The organism is Bradyrhizobium sp. USDA 4510, from assembly GCF_054059095.1.
Window position 1 is genome coordinate 4665081 of sequence record NZ_JBSSBT010000001.1, and the last position, 13379, is coordinate 4678459.

A 13379-nucleotide genomic window follows, 5' to 3' on the forward strand; every position below is an offset into this window, starting at 1 on the left:
CATTTGGCTGCACTGCAGAATTTGGACACTGTGGATTCACGGCCTCGTCAGCAGCGCCACACGCCCGATCGCCTTGCGCTCGATCAACAGCCGCATCGCCTTCGCATAGTCTTCCAGCGGCAGCCGGTGCGAGATATTCGGCCGCACCCGGCCGGCCTCGGCCCATTCGCTCAGCGCCTTGAACCTGAACTCGCCGAGTGCGGGATCCTTGCGCACTGCCTCGCCGGCGCGAACGCCGAGCACGCTCGCGCCCTTGATCATCAACAGATTGGTGCGGGCGAGACCGATGCCGCCGGTGAAGCCGACGACGAGAATCCGTGCGCCCCAGTTGATGCAGCGCATCGAATTCTCGAACACCTCGCCGCCGACAGGATCGAACACGACATCCGCGCCGCGACCGTCGGTGAGGCGCTTGACCGCATCGCGGAACGGCTCGCGCGCATAGAGCACGAGATGGTCCGCGCCGCGCGCCTTGGCGATCGCAAGCTTGTCCTCGCTCGAAGCCGCGGCGATCACGGTGGCGCCGAGCAGCTTGCCGATCTCGACCGCGGCAAGTCCGACGCCGCCGCCGGCGCCATGCACCAGCAGCACCTCGCCCGGCTTGATCTGCCCGCGGTCGATCAGCGCATGATAGGCGGTGCCATGCGCGGCCAGGAAGGTCGCGCCTTCCGCGTAGTCGAAAGTCGACGGCACCGGCACGAGCTGCGACGGCGTTGCAACCGTCTCGTCGCAATAGGCGCCGAAGCGCATCTTGACGATCACCTTGTCGCCGACGGCGACACCGGATGCTCCATTGACCTCGACGACATCGCCGGCGGCTTCCGAGCCCGGCGTGAACGGCAGCGGCGGCTTGAGCTGGTACTCGCCCGCGGCCATCAGGATGTCGGGAAAGTTGATCCCGGCGGCCCGGATCGCAACGCGCACCTGGCCCGGCTGCAAGGGCACCGAGGCAAAGTTCTCGAGCTGCAGACGCTCGGGCGGGCCGAGCTCGCGGCAAACGACGGCTTTCGGCATCAGGCGGCCCGCGCCTTGAGGCGTGCCAGCGCCTCGCGGATCAGCGGCAAGCGGTCGTTGCCGAAATACATGTCGGTCTTGTCGAGATAGATCGTCGGCGAGCCGAAGCCGCCGCGCGCCATCACCTCCTCGGTGTTGGCCTTGAGTTGATCCTTGATCGCCTGGTCGCCGATGCCGGCAAGGAATTGCGCCGGATCGATTCCGAGTTTAGTGCAGATCTCGGTCAGCACCGCATCCTGCGAAATGTCCTTGTCGTCACCCCAATAGGCCTCGAACACCGCGCGGGCGAACGGCACCATCTTCTCGTTGCCGAGAAGGATGCAGCCGCGCATCGCCTTGACGCTGTTCACCGGGAACACGGTCGGCGGCATCTTGATCGCAAGGCCGGCCGAGCGCGCCCAGTCGGTGAGATCCTTCTTCATGTAGCGCGCCTTCAGCGGCACCGGCTTCTCGCGCTGCGCGTAGACCGACGGGTTGACGGTGTTGAAGATGCCGCCGACCAGGATCGGCCGCCAGGTGATCGGAGCGTCGAACTCCTTCGCGATCGGCTGGATGTTGTGCCAGGCGAGATAGGTCCACGGGCTGGAGCAGTCGAAGAAGAATTCGATCATGGCGTTTCCCTTTGTCTTTTCCACATTCATTCTCGTCATTCCGGGGTGCACCGCAAGGCGCAGGGCTCGCGACTGTGTCGCGCCGCGGAATAACGGGCATCATTTCTTCTCGACCAATTCCTTCGCACGCTGGCCGAACATGTTCTTGCGTGATTCCTCGTCAAACGGCTCCTTGACGAATTTTCCGATCGCAAGCCCCGCCTGCACCTGCGGGCGGGCGCGCACGGTGGCGTACCAGCGCTTGATGTTCGGGAAATCGTCGAGGGTAAAACCCTGCGCCTTGTGGGTCATGGTCCAGGGGAAGCAGGCGATGTCGGCGATCGAATAGTCGTCGCCGGCGATATAGGCGCCGGTCCTGCCGAGCTGGCGGTCGAGCACGCCATAGAGCCGCGCGGTCTCGTCGCGGTAGCGCTCGATCGCGTAGGGAATCTTCTCGGCCGCATAGAGCGCGAAATGGCCGTGCTGGCCGAGCATCGGCCCGAGGCCGCCCATCTGCCACATCACCCATTGGATGACGTTCGACCGCGCACGCAACTCCCGCGACAGGAATCGGCCGGTCTTGTCGGCGAGATAGATCAGGATCGCGCCGGTCTCGAACACCGAGAACGGCCCGCCGCCGTCGGCCGGTTGATGGTCGACGATGGCGGGGATCCGGTTGTTCGGGCTGATCGCCAGGAATTCGGGCCGAAACTGCTCGCCGGCGCGGATGTTCACCGGGATCACCTTGTAGGGCAGCCCCAGTTCCTCCAGCATGATCGAGATCTTCCAGCCGTTCGGCGTCGGCGCGTAGTGCAGATCGATCATCGGCGTTCTATTCCCCATCACAAAGACTTTTGTTGTTCTGTACCTCCACCTTAGGACATGGCACACAGGCCCTCAATCAGAACCCAACAGGAGGCACCCATGCTGTTTCCAACGACGATCGCAGGCTCGCTGCCGAAGCCGGAATGGCTGGCGGAGCCGAACATGTTGTGGGCACCCTGGAAGTCGGAGGGCGCCGAGCTCGCCCGCGCCAAGCGCGATGCCACGGTGCTGGCGGTCAAGCTGCAGGAAGATGCCGGCGTCGACATCGTCACCGAGGGCGAGCAGGCGCGCCAGCATTTCGTGCACGGCTTCCTGGAGCGGATCGAGGGCATCGATTTCGCCCACAAGGTCGAGATGGGCATCCGCAAGGACCGCTATAAGGCGATGGTGCCGCAGGTGGTCGCACCGCTGCAGCTCAAGGGACGCGTCCACGAGAGCGAGGCCCGTGCGGCCCGCGCGCACACCAGGAACCGGCTGAAATTCACCATGCCCGGCCCGATGACGATCATCGATACCATCGCCGACAAATATTACGGCGACCGCGTGAAGATGGCCTTCGCTTTCGCCGAGCTTTTGAGTCAGGAGGCGAAGGCGTTGCAGGCCGACGGCGTCGACATGATCCAGTTCGACGAGCCCGCCTTCAACGTCTACATGGACCAAGTGCGCGACTGGGGCATCAAGGCGCTGGAGCGCGCCGCCGAAGGTCTGACCTGCGCCACCGCCGTGCACATCTGTTACGGCTACGGCATCAAGGCCAACACCGACTGGAAGCAGACGCTTGGCGGCGAGTGGCGGCAATACGAGGAGACCTTCCCCGTCATCGACAAGAGCAGGATCCAGCAGGTCGCGATCGAATGCCGCAACTCGAAGGTGCCGATCGAACTGCTGGCGGCACTCCCCGGCAAGATCGTGCAGGCCGGCGTGATCGACGTCGCCAGCGACGAGATCGAAACCGCGGAGGACGTCGTCAAGGTGATCGAGGCGGTCGCGAAGCACGTGCCGAAGGGCAACATCATCGCGACCACCAATTGCGGCATGGCGCCGATGCGGCGGGACATCGCGGAAGCCAAGCTGATCGCGCTGGGCGCCGGTGCCAAGCTGGCGCGGCAGCGGCTGGCGTAAGGATGACGCCGGCCAATCAACCCAGAACGGCCATCGCGCTCGGATGCAACACCGGCCGGTAGCCGGCCTGGAAGGCGCGCAACGTCGATGGCGGCGTCAGCAGCATGGCCGGCTCGGGTACGTCGGCCCGGCTGTAACCGGCGAACGACCAGCGCAACGTGGCGCCGTCGGCGACGAGGTAGCTCTCCCCGCTCGCCTGCACCATCGTCCCGTCGGGCAAGTCGCGCAATCGCATCGGCAGCGGATGCAGCCGCTTCTTGCCGCGGTCGAGCCGCTCGGCGTGCAGCACCGCATCCATCGCCTTGGCGCTGAGATCGCTTACGCCGTTGCCCTGCTCCCAGCAGCTGCGAAACCGCTTGGCATCGTCACGGCGGCAGTAGAAGCAGGGCCGGTGTCCGGCCGCGAACGCGGTGGCCTCATCGAGGAAGAACAGCTCGGTCCAGCTCTGCCGGCTCATCACCTCGCGCCGCCGTCCCCTGAACTCGCAGACGCAGGTGAGCCACGCCGGGCTCGACCAGCGCTTGTTCAGCAGCGTGCGCGTCGCCGGATCGTGGATGATGCCGCGATTGCCGGTGAAGGTGCCGCGATGGTCGGTCGCGACGATGTCGCCGGTGGGCGTGACGCGGTTTTGCAGGGGCATGTTTCTTACTTCCCCCTCGCCCCGCTCTTGCGGGGAGAGGGTTGGGGTGAGGGGCTTGTCCGCAAAGATAGTGAGAGATGAACTCGCGGTGACTCCCCCTCACCCGATTGCTCCGCGATCGACCTCTCCCCGCAAGCGGGGCGAGGTGACTCCTCACGCCGCCCCGTCGCGGATCGGCGGCTGGAACGACAGCGCGGTATCCCAGGGAAAGTAGATCCAGGTGTCCTGCGACACCTCGGTGATGTAGGTGTCGACCAGCGGCCGGCCCTTCGGCTTGGCGTACACGGTCGCGAAATGCGCATCGGGCAGCAACTGGCGCACCAGCCTGCCGGTCTTGCCGGTATCGACGAGGTCGTCGACGATCAAGAGCCCCTTGCCGGTGCCGCCGCCGAGCTTGGCAGTCTGCTCCGAAATGCCCTTGAGCACTTTCAGGTCGCCCTGCTTGTCGTGGTCGTAGCTGGCGACGCAGACGGTATCGATCACCCGCAAGCCGAGCTCGCGCGCCACGATCGCCGCGGGCACCAGCCCGCCGCGGGTGATCGCGATCACCGCTTGGAACGGGCCGACCTCATTGAGCCGCCAGGTCAGCGCCCGGCAGTCCCGATGGAATTGATCCCACGAGACCGGAAACGGCCTGCCGGCTCGCTCCTGTGCACTCGGTTCGGAATTTCGTTCAGCCATATCGTCTCAACCCGCCGGCTTCTTCTGCGCGGCCTGCACTTGCTTCAGCATCTCCTTCACCGCGATCATCGCCGCGGCGAGCTTTTCCGGATCGCGCGAGCGGACCACGAGATTGGTGTTCGGCTTCTGGTTCTCGTCCTGGAACGGATAGCTGCCGATGATGGTGTCGGGATTGGCTTCCGCGATCGCCCGCAGCGGGCCGCCGATGTCGCCTTCCCGCGCATCGGCCCTGACCGAATCCGACAGCATCCGCACGCCGGACTTCAGGGTCGGCGCCACGATGTCCATCATCGCCTGCATGATGCTGGGGATGCCGGCCATCACGATGACATTGCCGAGCTTGAAGCCCGGCGCCAGGATGGTCGCGCTCTGGATCAGCTCGGCGCCGTCGGGCACCCGGGCCATCCGCAGCCGCGCCTCGTTGAGGTCCTGCTCGCTCCAGCGCTCCCTGAACCGCGCCACCACCTCGGGGTGATGATGGATATCGACCCCGAACGCCTTCGCCACGCTGTCAGCGGTGATGTCGTCATGGGTCGGCCCGATGCCGCCGGTGGTGAACACGTAGGTGTACCTATGCCGCAGCGCATCAAGGGCAGAGACGATGTCGGCCTCGTCATCGGCGACGACGCGGACCTCCTTCAGGTCGATGCCGATGTTGGTCAGGTATTCGGCGATGAAGCCGATGTTCTTGTCCTTGGTCCGGCCGGACAGGATCTCGTCGCCGATCACCAATATCCCCGCCGTGACGATCTCGCTCATGGTCTCATTCCCTAACTTGATCCCCTGACATTGCCGATCCAATGCCTTGATGTCACGGGGTTTTGCCGCCGAATTAAGCAGACCTCAGCCGGTTTTTCGGGCAGGCCTTCCACCTCACCCATAGCAAATGCCGCAAGCCAATGCATATCGCGCTGGCCCGCCCCTTGCTACCATCCCATCAAGTCATGCACTGTGTCACAGGGCTTGGGAGGGCAGTCGGGCTATATGGCAGTCGCGTTCGACGAGATGAATGGCCTCGGCGAGGATCTCCGCCCGGCCTACCAGGAGCTCTCCCGCTGGCTCAAAGAGACGCCGCCGGATGCGCTCGAATATCGACGCCAGGAAGCGGAGCTGCTGTTCCGCCGGATCGGCATCACCTTCGCGGTCTATGGCGATGCCGAGGCCCAGGAGCGGCTGATCCCGTTCGACGTCATCCCCCGCATCATGTCGGCGACCGAGTGGACGCTGCTGGAGAAGGGCCTCAAGCAGCGCGTGCTCGCGCTCAACATGTTCTTGAAAGACATCTATCACGGCCGCGACATCCTGCGCGCCAACGTCATCCCCGAGGACCTGATCTTCCAGAACCCGGTGTTCCGGCCGGAGATGAACGGCCAGGACGTGCCGCACGACATCTACGTCCACATCGCCGGCATCGACATCATCCGCACCGATCCCGACAATTTCATCGTGCTGGAGGACAATGCGCGCACGCCATCCGGCGTGTCCTACATGCTGGAAAACCGCGAGATCATGATGCGGTTGTTTCCGGACCTGTTCGCGCGGCACCGCGTCGCGCCGGTGGACCGTTATCCGGACGAGCTGCTGTCGGCGCTGCGGTCGGTGGCGCCGCACAGCGCCTCCGCCGAGCCGACAGTCGCGCTGATGACGCCCGGCGTCTACAACTCGGCCTATTACGAGCACTCCTTCCTCGCCGACAAGCTCGGCATCGAACTGGTCGAGGGGCGCGACCTCATCGTCAAGAACGACGAGGTGTTCATGCGCACCACCGAGGGGCTGAAGCGGGTCGACGTGATCTATCGCCGCGTCGACGACGATTTCCTCGATCCCCTCACCTTCCGGCCGGACTCCGCGCTCGGCGTCCCCGGACTGATGTCGGCCTACGCCGCCGGCAACATCACGCTCGCCAATGCGGTCGGCACCGGCATCGCCGACGACAAGGCGATCTATTCCTACATGCCGGACATCGTAAAATTCTATCTCAGCGAGGAGCCGATCCTGAAGAACGTGCAGACCTGGCGCTGCCGCGAACCGCAGGATCTGTCCTACGTGCTCGACAACCTCACCGACCTCGTCGTCAAGGAGGTGCACGGCTCGGGCGGCTACGGCATGCTGATCGGCCCCGCCGCAACCAAGGCGACGATCGAGGCATTCCGCGACAAGCTCAAGCGCGAGCCGGAAGGCTTCATCGCCCAGCCGACGCTGGCGCTGTCGACCTGCCCGACCTGCACCGACAAGGGGCTGGCGCCGCGTCATGTCGACCTCCGCCCGTTCGTGCTGACCGGCTCCAGCCACACCACCATCGTGCCCGGCGGGCTGACCCGCGTCGCGCTAAAGGAAGGCTCGCTCGTCGTCAATTCGAGCCAGGGCGGCGGCACCAAAGACACCTGGATACTGAGTGAGTGATTTGAAGCCAAACGCGCTGCGCGAGCCCTCCCTCCCCCTGCAAGGGGGAGGGTCGGGGTGGGGGTCGGCCGCATACGCCGAATGGAGAGAAAACCCCCACCCGCCGCTGCGCGTCGACCTCCCCCTTTCAGGGGGAGGTGAAACACGTTTCGCCTTGTAGGGACTATCGCATGCTGTCGCGCACCGCCGAAAACCTGTTCTGGCTGGCCCGTTATGTCGAACGCGCCGAATATCTGGCGCGCACCATCGATGCGACGTTGCGCGTCACCGCGCTGCCCGCGGCCTATGTCGGCAAGACCAATGAGTGGGATTCCGCACTGCTCACCGCCGGCGTCGGCGCAAGCTTCTACGATCACTATGAGGAAGCCGACGAGCGGAACGTCATCGAGTATCTCTCCTTCTCGTCGGAAAATCCGTCCTCGATCAAGAACTGCATCGAGGCGGCGCGGCTCAATTCACGCTCGGTACGGACAGCGCTGACGTCGGAGATGTGGGACACCATCAATTCGGCGTGGATCGAGCTGCAGGCGGTCTGGAACAAGGGTCCCGCCAACCGCGAGGAGCTCGCCAAATTCCTGCGCTTCGTACAGGAGACCTCGCTGCGCTTCGACGGCTCGGCCTACCGCACCATGTTGCGCAACGACGCCTACTGGTTCTCGCGGCTCGGGGTCCATCTCGAGCGCGCCGACAATACCGCGCGGATTCTCGACGTGAAGTATCACATGCTGTTACCCGAGGAGGAGCATGTCGGCGGCCCGCTGGATTACTACCAGTGGACCTCGATTCTGCGCTCGGTGTCGGCAACGACCGCCTATCACTGGGTCTACCGGGAAACCCTGAAGCCCTGGCTGATCGCCGACCTGTTGATCCTCAACGATACGCTGCCGCGCTCGCTTGCGAGCTGCTACAGCAACCTCGTGCGCAACCTCGACCAGATCGGCGTCGCCTATGGCCGCCAGGGCGCCTCGCAACGCCATGCCCGCGGCATCAGGAACCGGCTCGAGCACAGCAACATGGACGATATCTTCCAGCACGGCGTGCACGAATTCATCCAGGAGTTCATCGCGGACAACTCACGGCTGGGTGAGATCATCACCAAGCAGTACCTGATCTAACCGATACGGCCGAAAAACGCTCAAATTGTCGTCATGGCGGGGCCAAAAGCGCGAAGCGCGTCTTCGCATGGGTGTCCCGGCCATCGACATCTTGCTTTCGCGGCCGATTAGGAAGAAAGACGTGGGTGCCCGGGAAGGGTCCGGGCATGACAGTCCTGCCCTGAAAAAACCGATTGAACACCGGTTGAGCCATGCGCCTGCGGATAGCCCACACCACCACCTATCGTTACGAGCCGGCGGCCTCGGGCGTGATCCAGATTCTGCGGATGACGCCCGGCAGCCATGACGGCCAGTATGTCGCGGATTGGCAGATCGACGTCTCGACCGATTCCCGGCTCGACACCCATGAGGACGCCTTCGGCAACGTCACCCATGTGCTGACGCACGGCTCGATCGCCGACCTCACGATCCATTGCGAGGGCCTGATCGAGACCCAGGATACCGGCGGCGTGCTGCGCGGCAGCGACGAGCGGTTTCCGCCGAGCCTGTTCCTGCGTCCCACACCGCTGACCGACCTCAACCCGGCAATGACGGCCGTCGTGCGCGAGCTGCGCGCCGACGCCGGCGCCGACGTGCTCGGTTTCCTGCACGCGCTGATGGTGCAGATCTACGAGCACATGACCTTCGATGAGGACCCGACCAACAGCGCCACCTCGGCCGCCGAGGCGTTCGCGCTGAAGCGCGGCGTCTGCCAGGACTACGCGCACATCCTGATCGCCTGCGCGCGCGCCGGCGGCGTTCCGGCGCGGTTCGTCTCCGGCCACTTCCTGCGCTCCGACGGCATGGTCAACCAGCAGGCCGGCCACGCCTGGGCCGAGGCCTTCGTGCCCGATCTCGGCTGGATCGGCTTCGACGCCGCCAACGGCATCTGCACCACCGACGCCCATGCCCGCGTCGCGATTGGCCTCGACTATCTCGGCGCCGCCCCGGTCCGCGGCACCCGCTATGGCGGCGGCAACGAGACGCTGACGGTCGCGGTCAAGGTCGACCAGGCCGGCCGTCCCGGCCAGTGGCAGAGCCAGACGCAGTCGTAGGGCTGATCCCTCTCCGCGTCTGTCATTGCGAGCTAACGGGTCGCGCGAACGCGCGCCCGAGGACAGGCTCCGCGAAGCAATCCATCTGACCGCCTGCGGAGGCATGGATTGCTTCGTCGCTTCGCTCCTCATGACGGCAGGGGTGCTATGATCGCTGCTGCAAACCGAACCAGCGAGACAAGCCATGGCCACCGTAAAACTGCTTTCCGACGACGAACTCCCGGCGGAGGCACGCGCCGTCTTCGACGACATCCGCAAGACGCGGAACTCGGACTTCGTCAACAATTTCTGGCGCGCGCTGGCGCATCGAAGACCCTGCGGCGGACCTGGGAGAGCATCAAGGAGGTGATGGCACCCGGCGCGCTCGACCCGAAGGTCAAGGAGATGCTCTACGTCGCCGTCTCGGTGGCCCACGGCTGCAGCTACTGCATTCACTCGCACACCGCGAGCGCCCGCGCCAAGGGCATGACCGACGCCGAATATCAGGAAATGCTGGCAATCGTCGGCATGGCCGCCGAGACCAACCGGCTGGTCACGGCGCTCGGCGTGCCCGTCGACGAGGCCTTCCTCGTCGATGCACCTGCGGGACGAAGCCAGGAGCCGTGACGCTCCTGCCTGTCTCGCGGATGAGTGATGTCACGAAATGCGCTCAACGTCGGATTTGAGGACAACCAGGAAACGGGCAGCTTCGCCGCCCGTCACCACCCGATGATCGAAGGTCAGCGATAGCGGCAGCGTGCGTCGGACCGCAACCTGCCCGCGAAGCGCGACCACGCGCTCCGAAATCCGCCCGGCGCCGACGATCGCCGTCTGTGGCGGCACGATGATGAGATTAGCAAACCGGCCTCCGATCATGCCGAAGTTCGACAACGTGATCGTCGCACCGCGCAGTTCCTCCGGGGGTATCGCGCGCGCGATTGCGTCGGCTCGCAGACGGTCGAGTCCGGCCCGCAGGTCCGATACGCTCCGCTCCGCGACATTGCGCAGCACGGGAACGATCAGGCCGCCGCCGGTGTCGACGGCGATGCCGAGATCGATGCGCTCGATCAGGCGCCGTTCTCCCGTATCGGAATGATACCAGGCATTGAGCGCGGGCTCTGCCTTGCAGGCAGCGGCGATCGCCCGCGCCAGGCGGATTGTCACGTCCTCGCCCTGCCGCCAATCGTCGATGTCGGCCTCATCGGTGACCGTCGCGGGGACGATTTCCGCATGCGCTGCCGTCATGCGTTGGGCCATCGCGCGGCGCAAGCCGCGCAGCGGCTCGGCGGGTCCGCTGTGAGACATCCGCTTCGCCGCCCTCTCAACATCGGCCCGCGTGATGGTGCCGCCGGGCCCGGTCGCCTCGACGAGATCGAGCGCGACGTCAAGCTTGCGCGCAAGGGCGCGCACTGCCGGAAACACTTGGGCTCCCTGCCCGCTGGGCGGCGAAGCAGTTGCTGGCGCCGGCCGTTGCTCGCCGGTGTCGAGTTCGCCCACAATCGTGCCGGTGTCCTGCCCGACGTCCTCGGCAAACTCGACGAGCGGCGCGCCGACCTTCACGATATCGCCCTTGGCACCGAACAGGCGCGCGATGCGTCCGCTCGACGGCGCCGGTATCTCGACCACCGCCTTGTCGGTCTCGACCGAAACGAGCGGCTGATCGGTCACGACGTGATCGCCCTCGTTGACGTACCAGGTGACGATCTCGGCTTCTTCAAGACCTTCACCAAGGTCCGGCAACGTGAACTGGCGCATGGCACAAGGTCCGTCGGTGTTCAGTTGTACTGTTGCGCCTTTCGGGCTGCGGTCACGATGCGTCCGACCGACGGCATGTAGCGTTGCTCGAGGCGGGCCATCGGAATGATCGTGTCGTAGCCGGTGACGCGGGTCACGGGTGCGAGCAGCGAGGACAGTCCGCGCTCGGCGATCATGGCCGCGATCTCCGCCCCAAATCCGCCGGTGTGCGCGGCCTCGTGCACGATGACGCAGCGCCCGGTCTTTGTGACCGACCTGAGCACGGTGTTTTCATCGTAGGGCTTGAGCGTGGCGAGGTCGATAACCTCGGCAGCGATGCCCTCGTCGGCGAGCGCGTCCGCTGCGGCCATCGTTTCCTTCAGCATCGCACCCCAGCTGATCAGCGTGACGTCGCGACCTTCCCTCTCGACAAAGGCGCGATCCATCGGCAAGGCTTCGCCGTTGTCCTCGACCTCGCCTTTCACGGCGCGGTACAACCGCGTCGGCTCCAGGAACACCACCGGATCGGGATCGCGGATCGCGGCGAGGAGAAGTCCATAGGCGCGCTCCGGCGACGAAGGCACCACGACACGCAAGCCCGGAATGTGGGCCAGCATCGCCTCGGTGCTCTCGGAATGATGCTCGGGCGCGCGAATGCCGGCACCATGCGGCGTCCGCAGGACCATCGGACAAGTGAGCCGTCCCTGGGTACGGTTGCGCAGCCGTGATGCGTGGTTCACCAGCTGATCGAGACAGGGATAAATAAATCCCATGAACTGGATTTCGCCGACCGGCTTCAGTCCCTGCGCGGCCATGCCGACGCAAAGCCCGCTGATCAGGAGTTCGGCAAGCGGCGTATCGAGGACGCGCTCCGGACCGAAGCGCTCCTGCAAGCCGACGGTCGCGCGGAAGACGCCGCCATTGACGCCGACATCCTCGCCGAGCACGACCACATCGGGATCATCCGCCATCGCGCGGCCGAGCGCCAGATTGATGGCTTCGACCAACGTGAGTTCAGGCATCGTCCTCTCCCGCAAGTTCGCGACGCTGCGCGGCATACGCCTCGGGCAGATCGGCATAGAGGTTGTCGAACATGGTTTCTGCTCGGCGTGGCGGCGTCTTCAGATAGCGCTCCACCGCCGCCTCGATGCGCTCATGGCACTCGGCGGCAAGCCGCTCCTCATCCGCCTTGGTCCACATCTTCTGACCCACAAGATAGGACCGGAGGCGCGCGATCGGCTCTTCCTTCCAATGCGCCTGGACTTCTTCGGCCGAACGATAGCGCAATGCATCATCTGACGTCGTGTGATCGCCGAGCCGATAGGTGACCGCTTCGATGAAGTGAGGGCCCTTGCCGTCGCGGGCAGTGGCAATGGCCTCCTCGGCCGCGGCACGCATCGCAACCACGTCACTCCCGTCCACCTGCTCGCCGCTGAACCCGGCGCCGATGGCCTTCTGCGCCAGCGTCTCGGAACCCGTCTGCAGACGCAACGGCACCGATATGGCCCATTGATTGTTGGTGGCGACGAACACGAGCGGCAATTTGTGAACGCCGGCGAAATTCATGGCCTCGTAAACATCGCCTTTCGAGGTGGCGCCGTCGCCGAACATGCAGACGGCCACGCGCGGCTCCTTGCGCAACTTCAGGGCGTAGGCAACGCCGGCGGCATGCGGCGCCTGTGATCCGACGGGAACGCAGAACGGGAAATCGTGCACCGGACCGGAGAATTGATTGCCGCGTTCATCGCCGCCCCAGAACAGCAGGATCTCCTCCAGCGCGACGCCACGCCAGAGCAACGCGCCATTGTCGCGATAGGAGGGCAACAGAACGTCATCCTCCCGCATCGCACTCGCGATGCCGACCGACACCGCCTCCTGGCCGAGCGAAATGGCATAGGTTCCCAGCCGACCGGTGCGCTGCAATGCAACAGCCTTTCGGTCGAACAGACGCAAGAGCACCATCGACCGGTAAAGTTCGACCAGCAGCTTGGCATCGGTGGCGAAGGCAGGAAGCGGCCGCTCTATCGAGCCGTCGGGCGCGAGGTAATTGCGGCGGCGCACCTCAAAGCGCGCAATGACGGGGAGCTCTTCGTTTGCTCTTTTGCTGGCCACGCGCTCATTCCTGGAGCGGTTCTGCCTCCCACATTCAGTTATTTGGTGTTAGGGCCGCGACGATGCAATACCGTAGCAGCATCGCTCTTGGCGCACGCGTCAGCGGCCGGGTCGTAAGGATCGATCGACA

Annotated in this window: 13 protein-coding genes and 1 pseudogene; 5 read left to right on the plus strand and 9 right to left on the minus strand. The window is 65.0% G+C overall.

Features of this window, described 5'->3' with window-relative positions:
- Positions 1-36: 36 nt before the first annotated feature.
- The 3 genes from ACVMDN_RS21610 to ACVMDN_RS21620 form a co-directional block, all read right to left on the minus strand.
- A complete protein-coding gene (locus tag ACVMDN_RS21610) occupies positions 37-1014 on the minus strand; it encodes an NADPH:quinone oxidoreductase family protein (RefSeq protein ID WP_456814560.1) in 978 nt (325 codons plus the stop codon).
- On the minus strand, positions 1014-1625 hold the full coding sequence (locus ACVMDN_RS21615; RefSeq protein WP_028342912.1) for a 2-hydroxychromene-2-carboxylate isomerase: 612 nt from the start codon (positions 1623-1625) through the stop codon (positions 1014-1016). Before ACVMDN_RS21615 ends, ACVMDN_RS21610 begins: the two co-directional genes overlap by 1 nt.
- Positions 1626-1724: 99 nt before the next feature.
- A complete protein-coding gene (locus ACVMDN_RS21620; protein WP_076830192.1) occupies positions 1725-2429 on the minus strand; it encodes a glutathione binding-like protein in 705 nt (234 codons plus the stop codon).
- 99 nt (positions 2430-2528) lie between these two features.
- Here ACVMDN_RS21620 and ACVMDN_RS21625 point away from each other — a divergent pair, with 99 nt between their 5' ends.
- A complete protein-coding gene (locus ACVMDN_RS21625; protein ID WP_456835003.1) occupies positions 2529-3551 on the plus strand; it encodes a methionine synthase in 1023 nt (340 codons plus the stop codon).
- A gap of 16 nt (positions 3552-3567) precedes the next feature.
- Here the strand turns inward: ACVMDN_RS21625 and ACVMDN_RS21630 are convergent, their stop codons facing one another.
- The 3 genes from ACVMDN_RS21630 to ACVMDN_RS21640 form a co-directional block, all read right to left on the minus strand.
- Positions 3568-4191, minus strand: coding sequence for a hypothetical protein (locus ACVMDN_RS21630; RefSeq protein ID WP_057019091.1), 624 nt, complete (start codon positions 4189-4191; stop codon positions 3568-3570).
- A gap of 153 nt (positions 4192-4344) precedes the next feature.
- Entirely contained in the window at positions 4345-4872 is a 528-nt protein-coding gene (gene gpt / locus ACVMDN_RS21635) for a xanthine phosphoribosyltransferase (protein WP_057019092.1), read from the minus strand.
- A 6-nt stretch (positions 4873-4878) separates the two neighbouring features.
- Complete coding sequence (locus ACVMDN_RS21640; RefSeq protein WP_076830204.1) at positions 4879-5631, minus strand: competence/damage-inducible protein A; 753 nt, start codon at positions 5629-5631, stop codon at positions 4879-4881.
- A 225-nt stretch (positions 5632-5856) separates the two neighbouring features.
- Between ACVMDN_RS21640 and ACVMDN_RS21645 the strand changes: the two genes are divergently transcribed.
- The 4 genes and pseudogenes from ACVMDN_RS21645 (at position 5857) to ACVMDN_RS21660 (ending at position 10030) form a co-directional block, all read left to right on the plus strand.
- Entirely contained in the window at positions 5857-7275 is a 1419-nt protein-coding gene (locus ACVMDN_RS21645; protein WP_076830254.1) for a circularly permuted type 2 ATP-grasp protein, read from the plus strand.
- Positions 7276-7445: 170 nt separating this feature from the next.
- Positions 7446-8390 (plus strand): alpha-E domain-containing protein, encoded by a 945-nt coding sequence (locus tag ACVMDN_RS21650; RefSeq protein ID WP_016846373.1) that lies wholly within the window; start codon positions 7446-7448, stop codon positions 8388-8390.
- 191 nt (positions 8391-8581) lie between these two features.
- Complete coding sequence (locus tag ACVMDN_RS21655) at positions 8582-9424, plus strand: transglutaminase family protein (protein WP_057019096.1); 843 nt, start codon at positions 8582-8584, stop codon at positions 9422-9424.
- 184 nt (positions 9425-9608) lie between these two features.
- Positions 9609-10030: pseudogene (locus tag ACVMDN_RS21660) on the plus strand (carboxymuconolactone decarboxylase family protein).
- Between the two features lie 30 nt (positions 10031-10060).
- Here the strand turns inward: ACVMDN_RS21660 and ACVMDN_RS21665 are convergent.
- The 3 genes from ACVMDN_RS21665 to pdhA are packed head-to-tail and all read right to left on the minus strand — an operon-like array spanning position 10061 to position 13249.
- A complete protein-coding gene (locus ACVMDN_RS21665) occupies positions 10061-11158 on the minus strand; it encodes a dihydrolipoamide acetyltransferase family protein (RefSeq protein ID WP_456814562.1) in 1098 nt (365 codons plus the stop codon).
- Between the two features lie 20 nt (positions 11159-11178).
- On the minus strand, positions 11179-12159 hold the full coding sequence (locus ACVMDN_RS21670; protein WP_057019116.1) for an alpha-ketoacid dehydrogenase subunit beta: 981 nt from the start codon (positions 12157-12159) through the stop codon (positions 11179-11181).
- Positions 12152-13249, minus strand: a complete 1098-nt coding sequence (gene pdhA, locus ACVMDN_RS21675) for a pyruvate dehydrogenase (acetyl-transferring) E1 component subunit alpha (RefSeq protein WP_168858050.1) — start codon at positions 13247-13249, stop codon at positions 12152-12154. The genes ACVMDN_RS21670 and pdhA overlap by 8 nt, the downstream gene beginning before the upstream one ends.
- Between the last annotated feature and the right edge of the window lie 130 nt (positions 13250-13379).

Coding starts and splice junctions, on each gene's coding strand:
- ACVMDN_RS21610 (WP_456814560.1), bottom strand. CDS start 1,014: ATGCCGAAAGCCGTCGTTTGCCGCGAGCTCGGCCCGCCCGAGCGTCTG.
- ACVMDN_RS21615 (WP_028342912.1), bottom strand. CDS start 1,625: ATGATCGAATTCTTCTTCGACTGCTCCAGCCCGTGGACCTATCTCGCC.
- ACVMDN_RS21620 (WP_076830192.1), bottom strand. CDS start 2,429: ATGATCGATCTGCACTACGCGCCGACGCCGAACGGCTGGAAGATCTCG.
- ACVMDN_RS21625 (WP_456835003.1), top strand. CDS start 2,529: ATGCTGTTTCCAACGACGATCGCAGGCTCGCTGCCGAAGCCGGAATGG.
- ACVMDN_RS21630 (WP_057019091.1), bottom strand. CDS start 4,191: ATGCCCCTGCAAAACCGCGTCACGCCCACCGGCGACATCGTCGCGACC.
- gpt (WP_057019092.1), bottom strand. CDS start 4,872: ATGGCTGAACGAAATTCCGAACCGAGTGCACAGGAGCGAGCCGGCAGG.
- ACVMDN_RS21640 (WP_076830204.1), bottom strand. CDS start 5,631: ATGAGCGAGATCGTCACGGCGGGGATATTGGTGATCGGCGACGAGATC.
- ACVMDN_RS21645 (WP_076830254.1), top strand. CDS start 5,857: ATGGCAGTCGCGTTCGACGAGATGAATGGCCTCGGCGAGGATCTCCGC.
- ACVMDN_RS21650 (WP_016846373.1), top strand. CDS start 7,446: ATGCTGTCGCGCACCGCCGAAAACCTGTTCTGGCTGGCCCGTTATGTC.
- ACVMDN_RS21655 (WP_057019096.1), top strand. CDS start 8,582: ATGCGCCTGCGGATAGCCCACACCACCACCTATCGTTACGAGCCGGCG.
- ACVMDN_RS21665 (WP_456814562.1), bottom strand. CDS start 11,158: ATGCGCCAGTTCACGTTGCCGGACCTTGGTGAAGGTCTTGAAGAAGCC.
- ACVMDN_RS21670 (WP_057019116.1), bottom strand. CDS start 12,159: ATGCCTGAACTCACGTTGGTCGAAGCCATCAATCTGGCGCTCGGCCGC.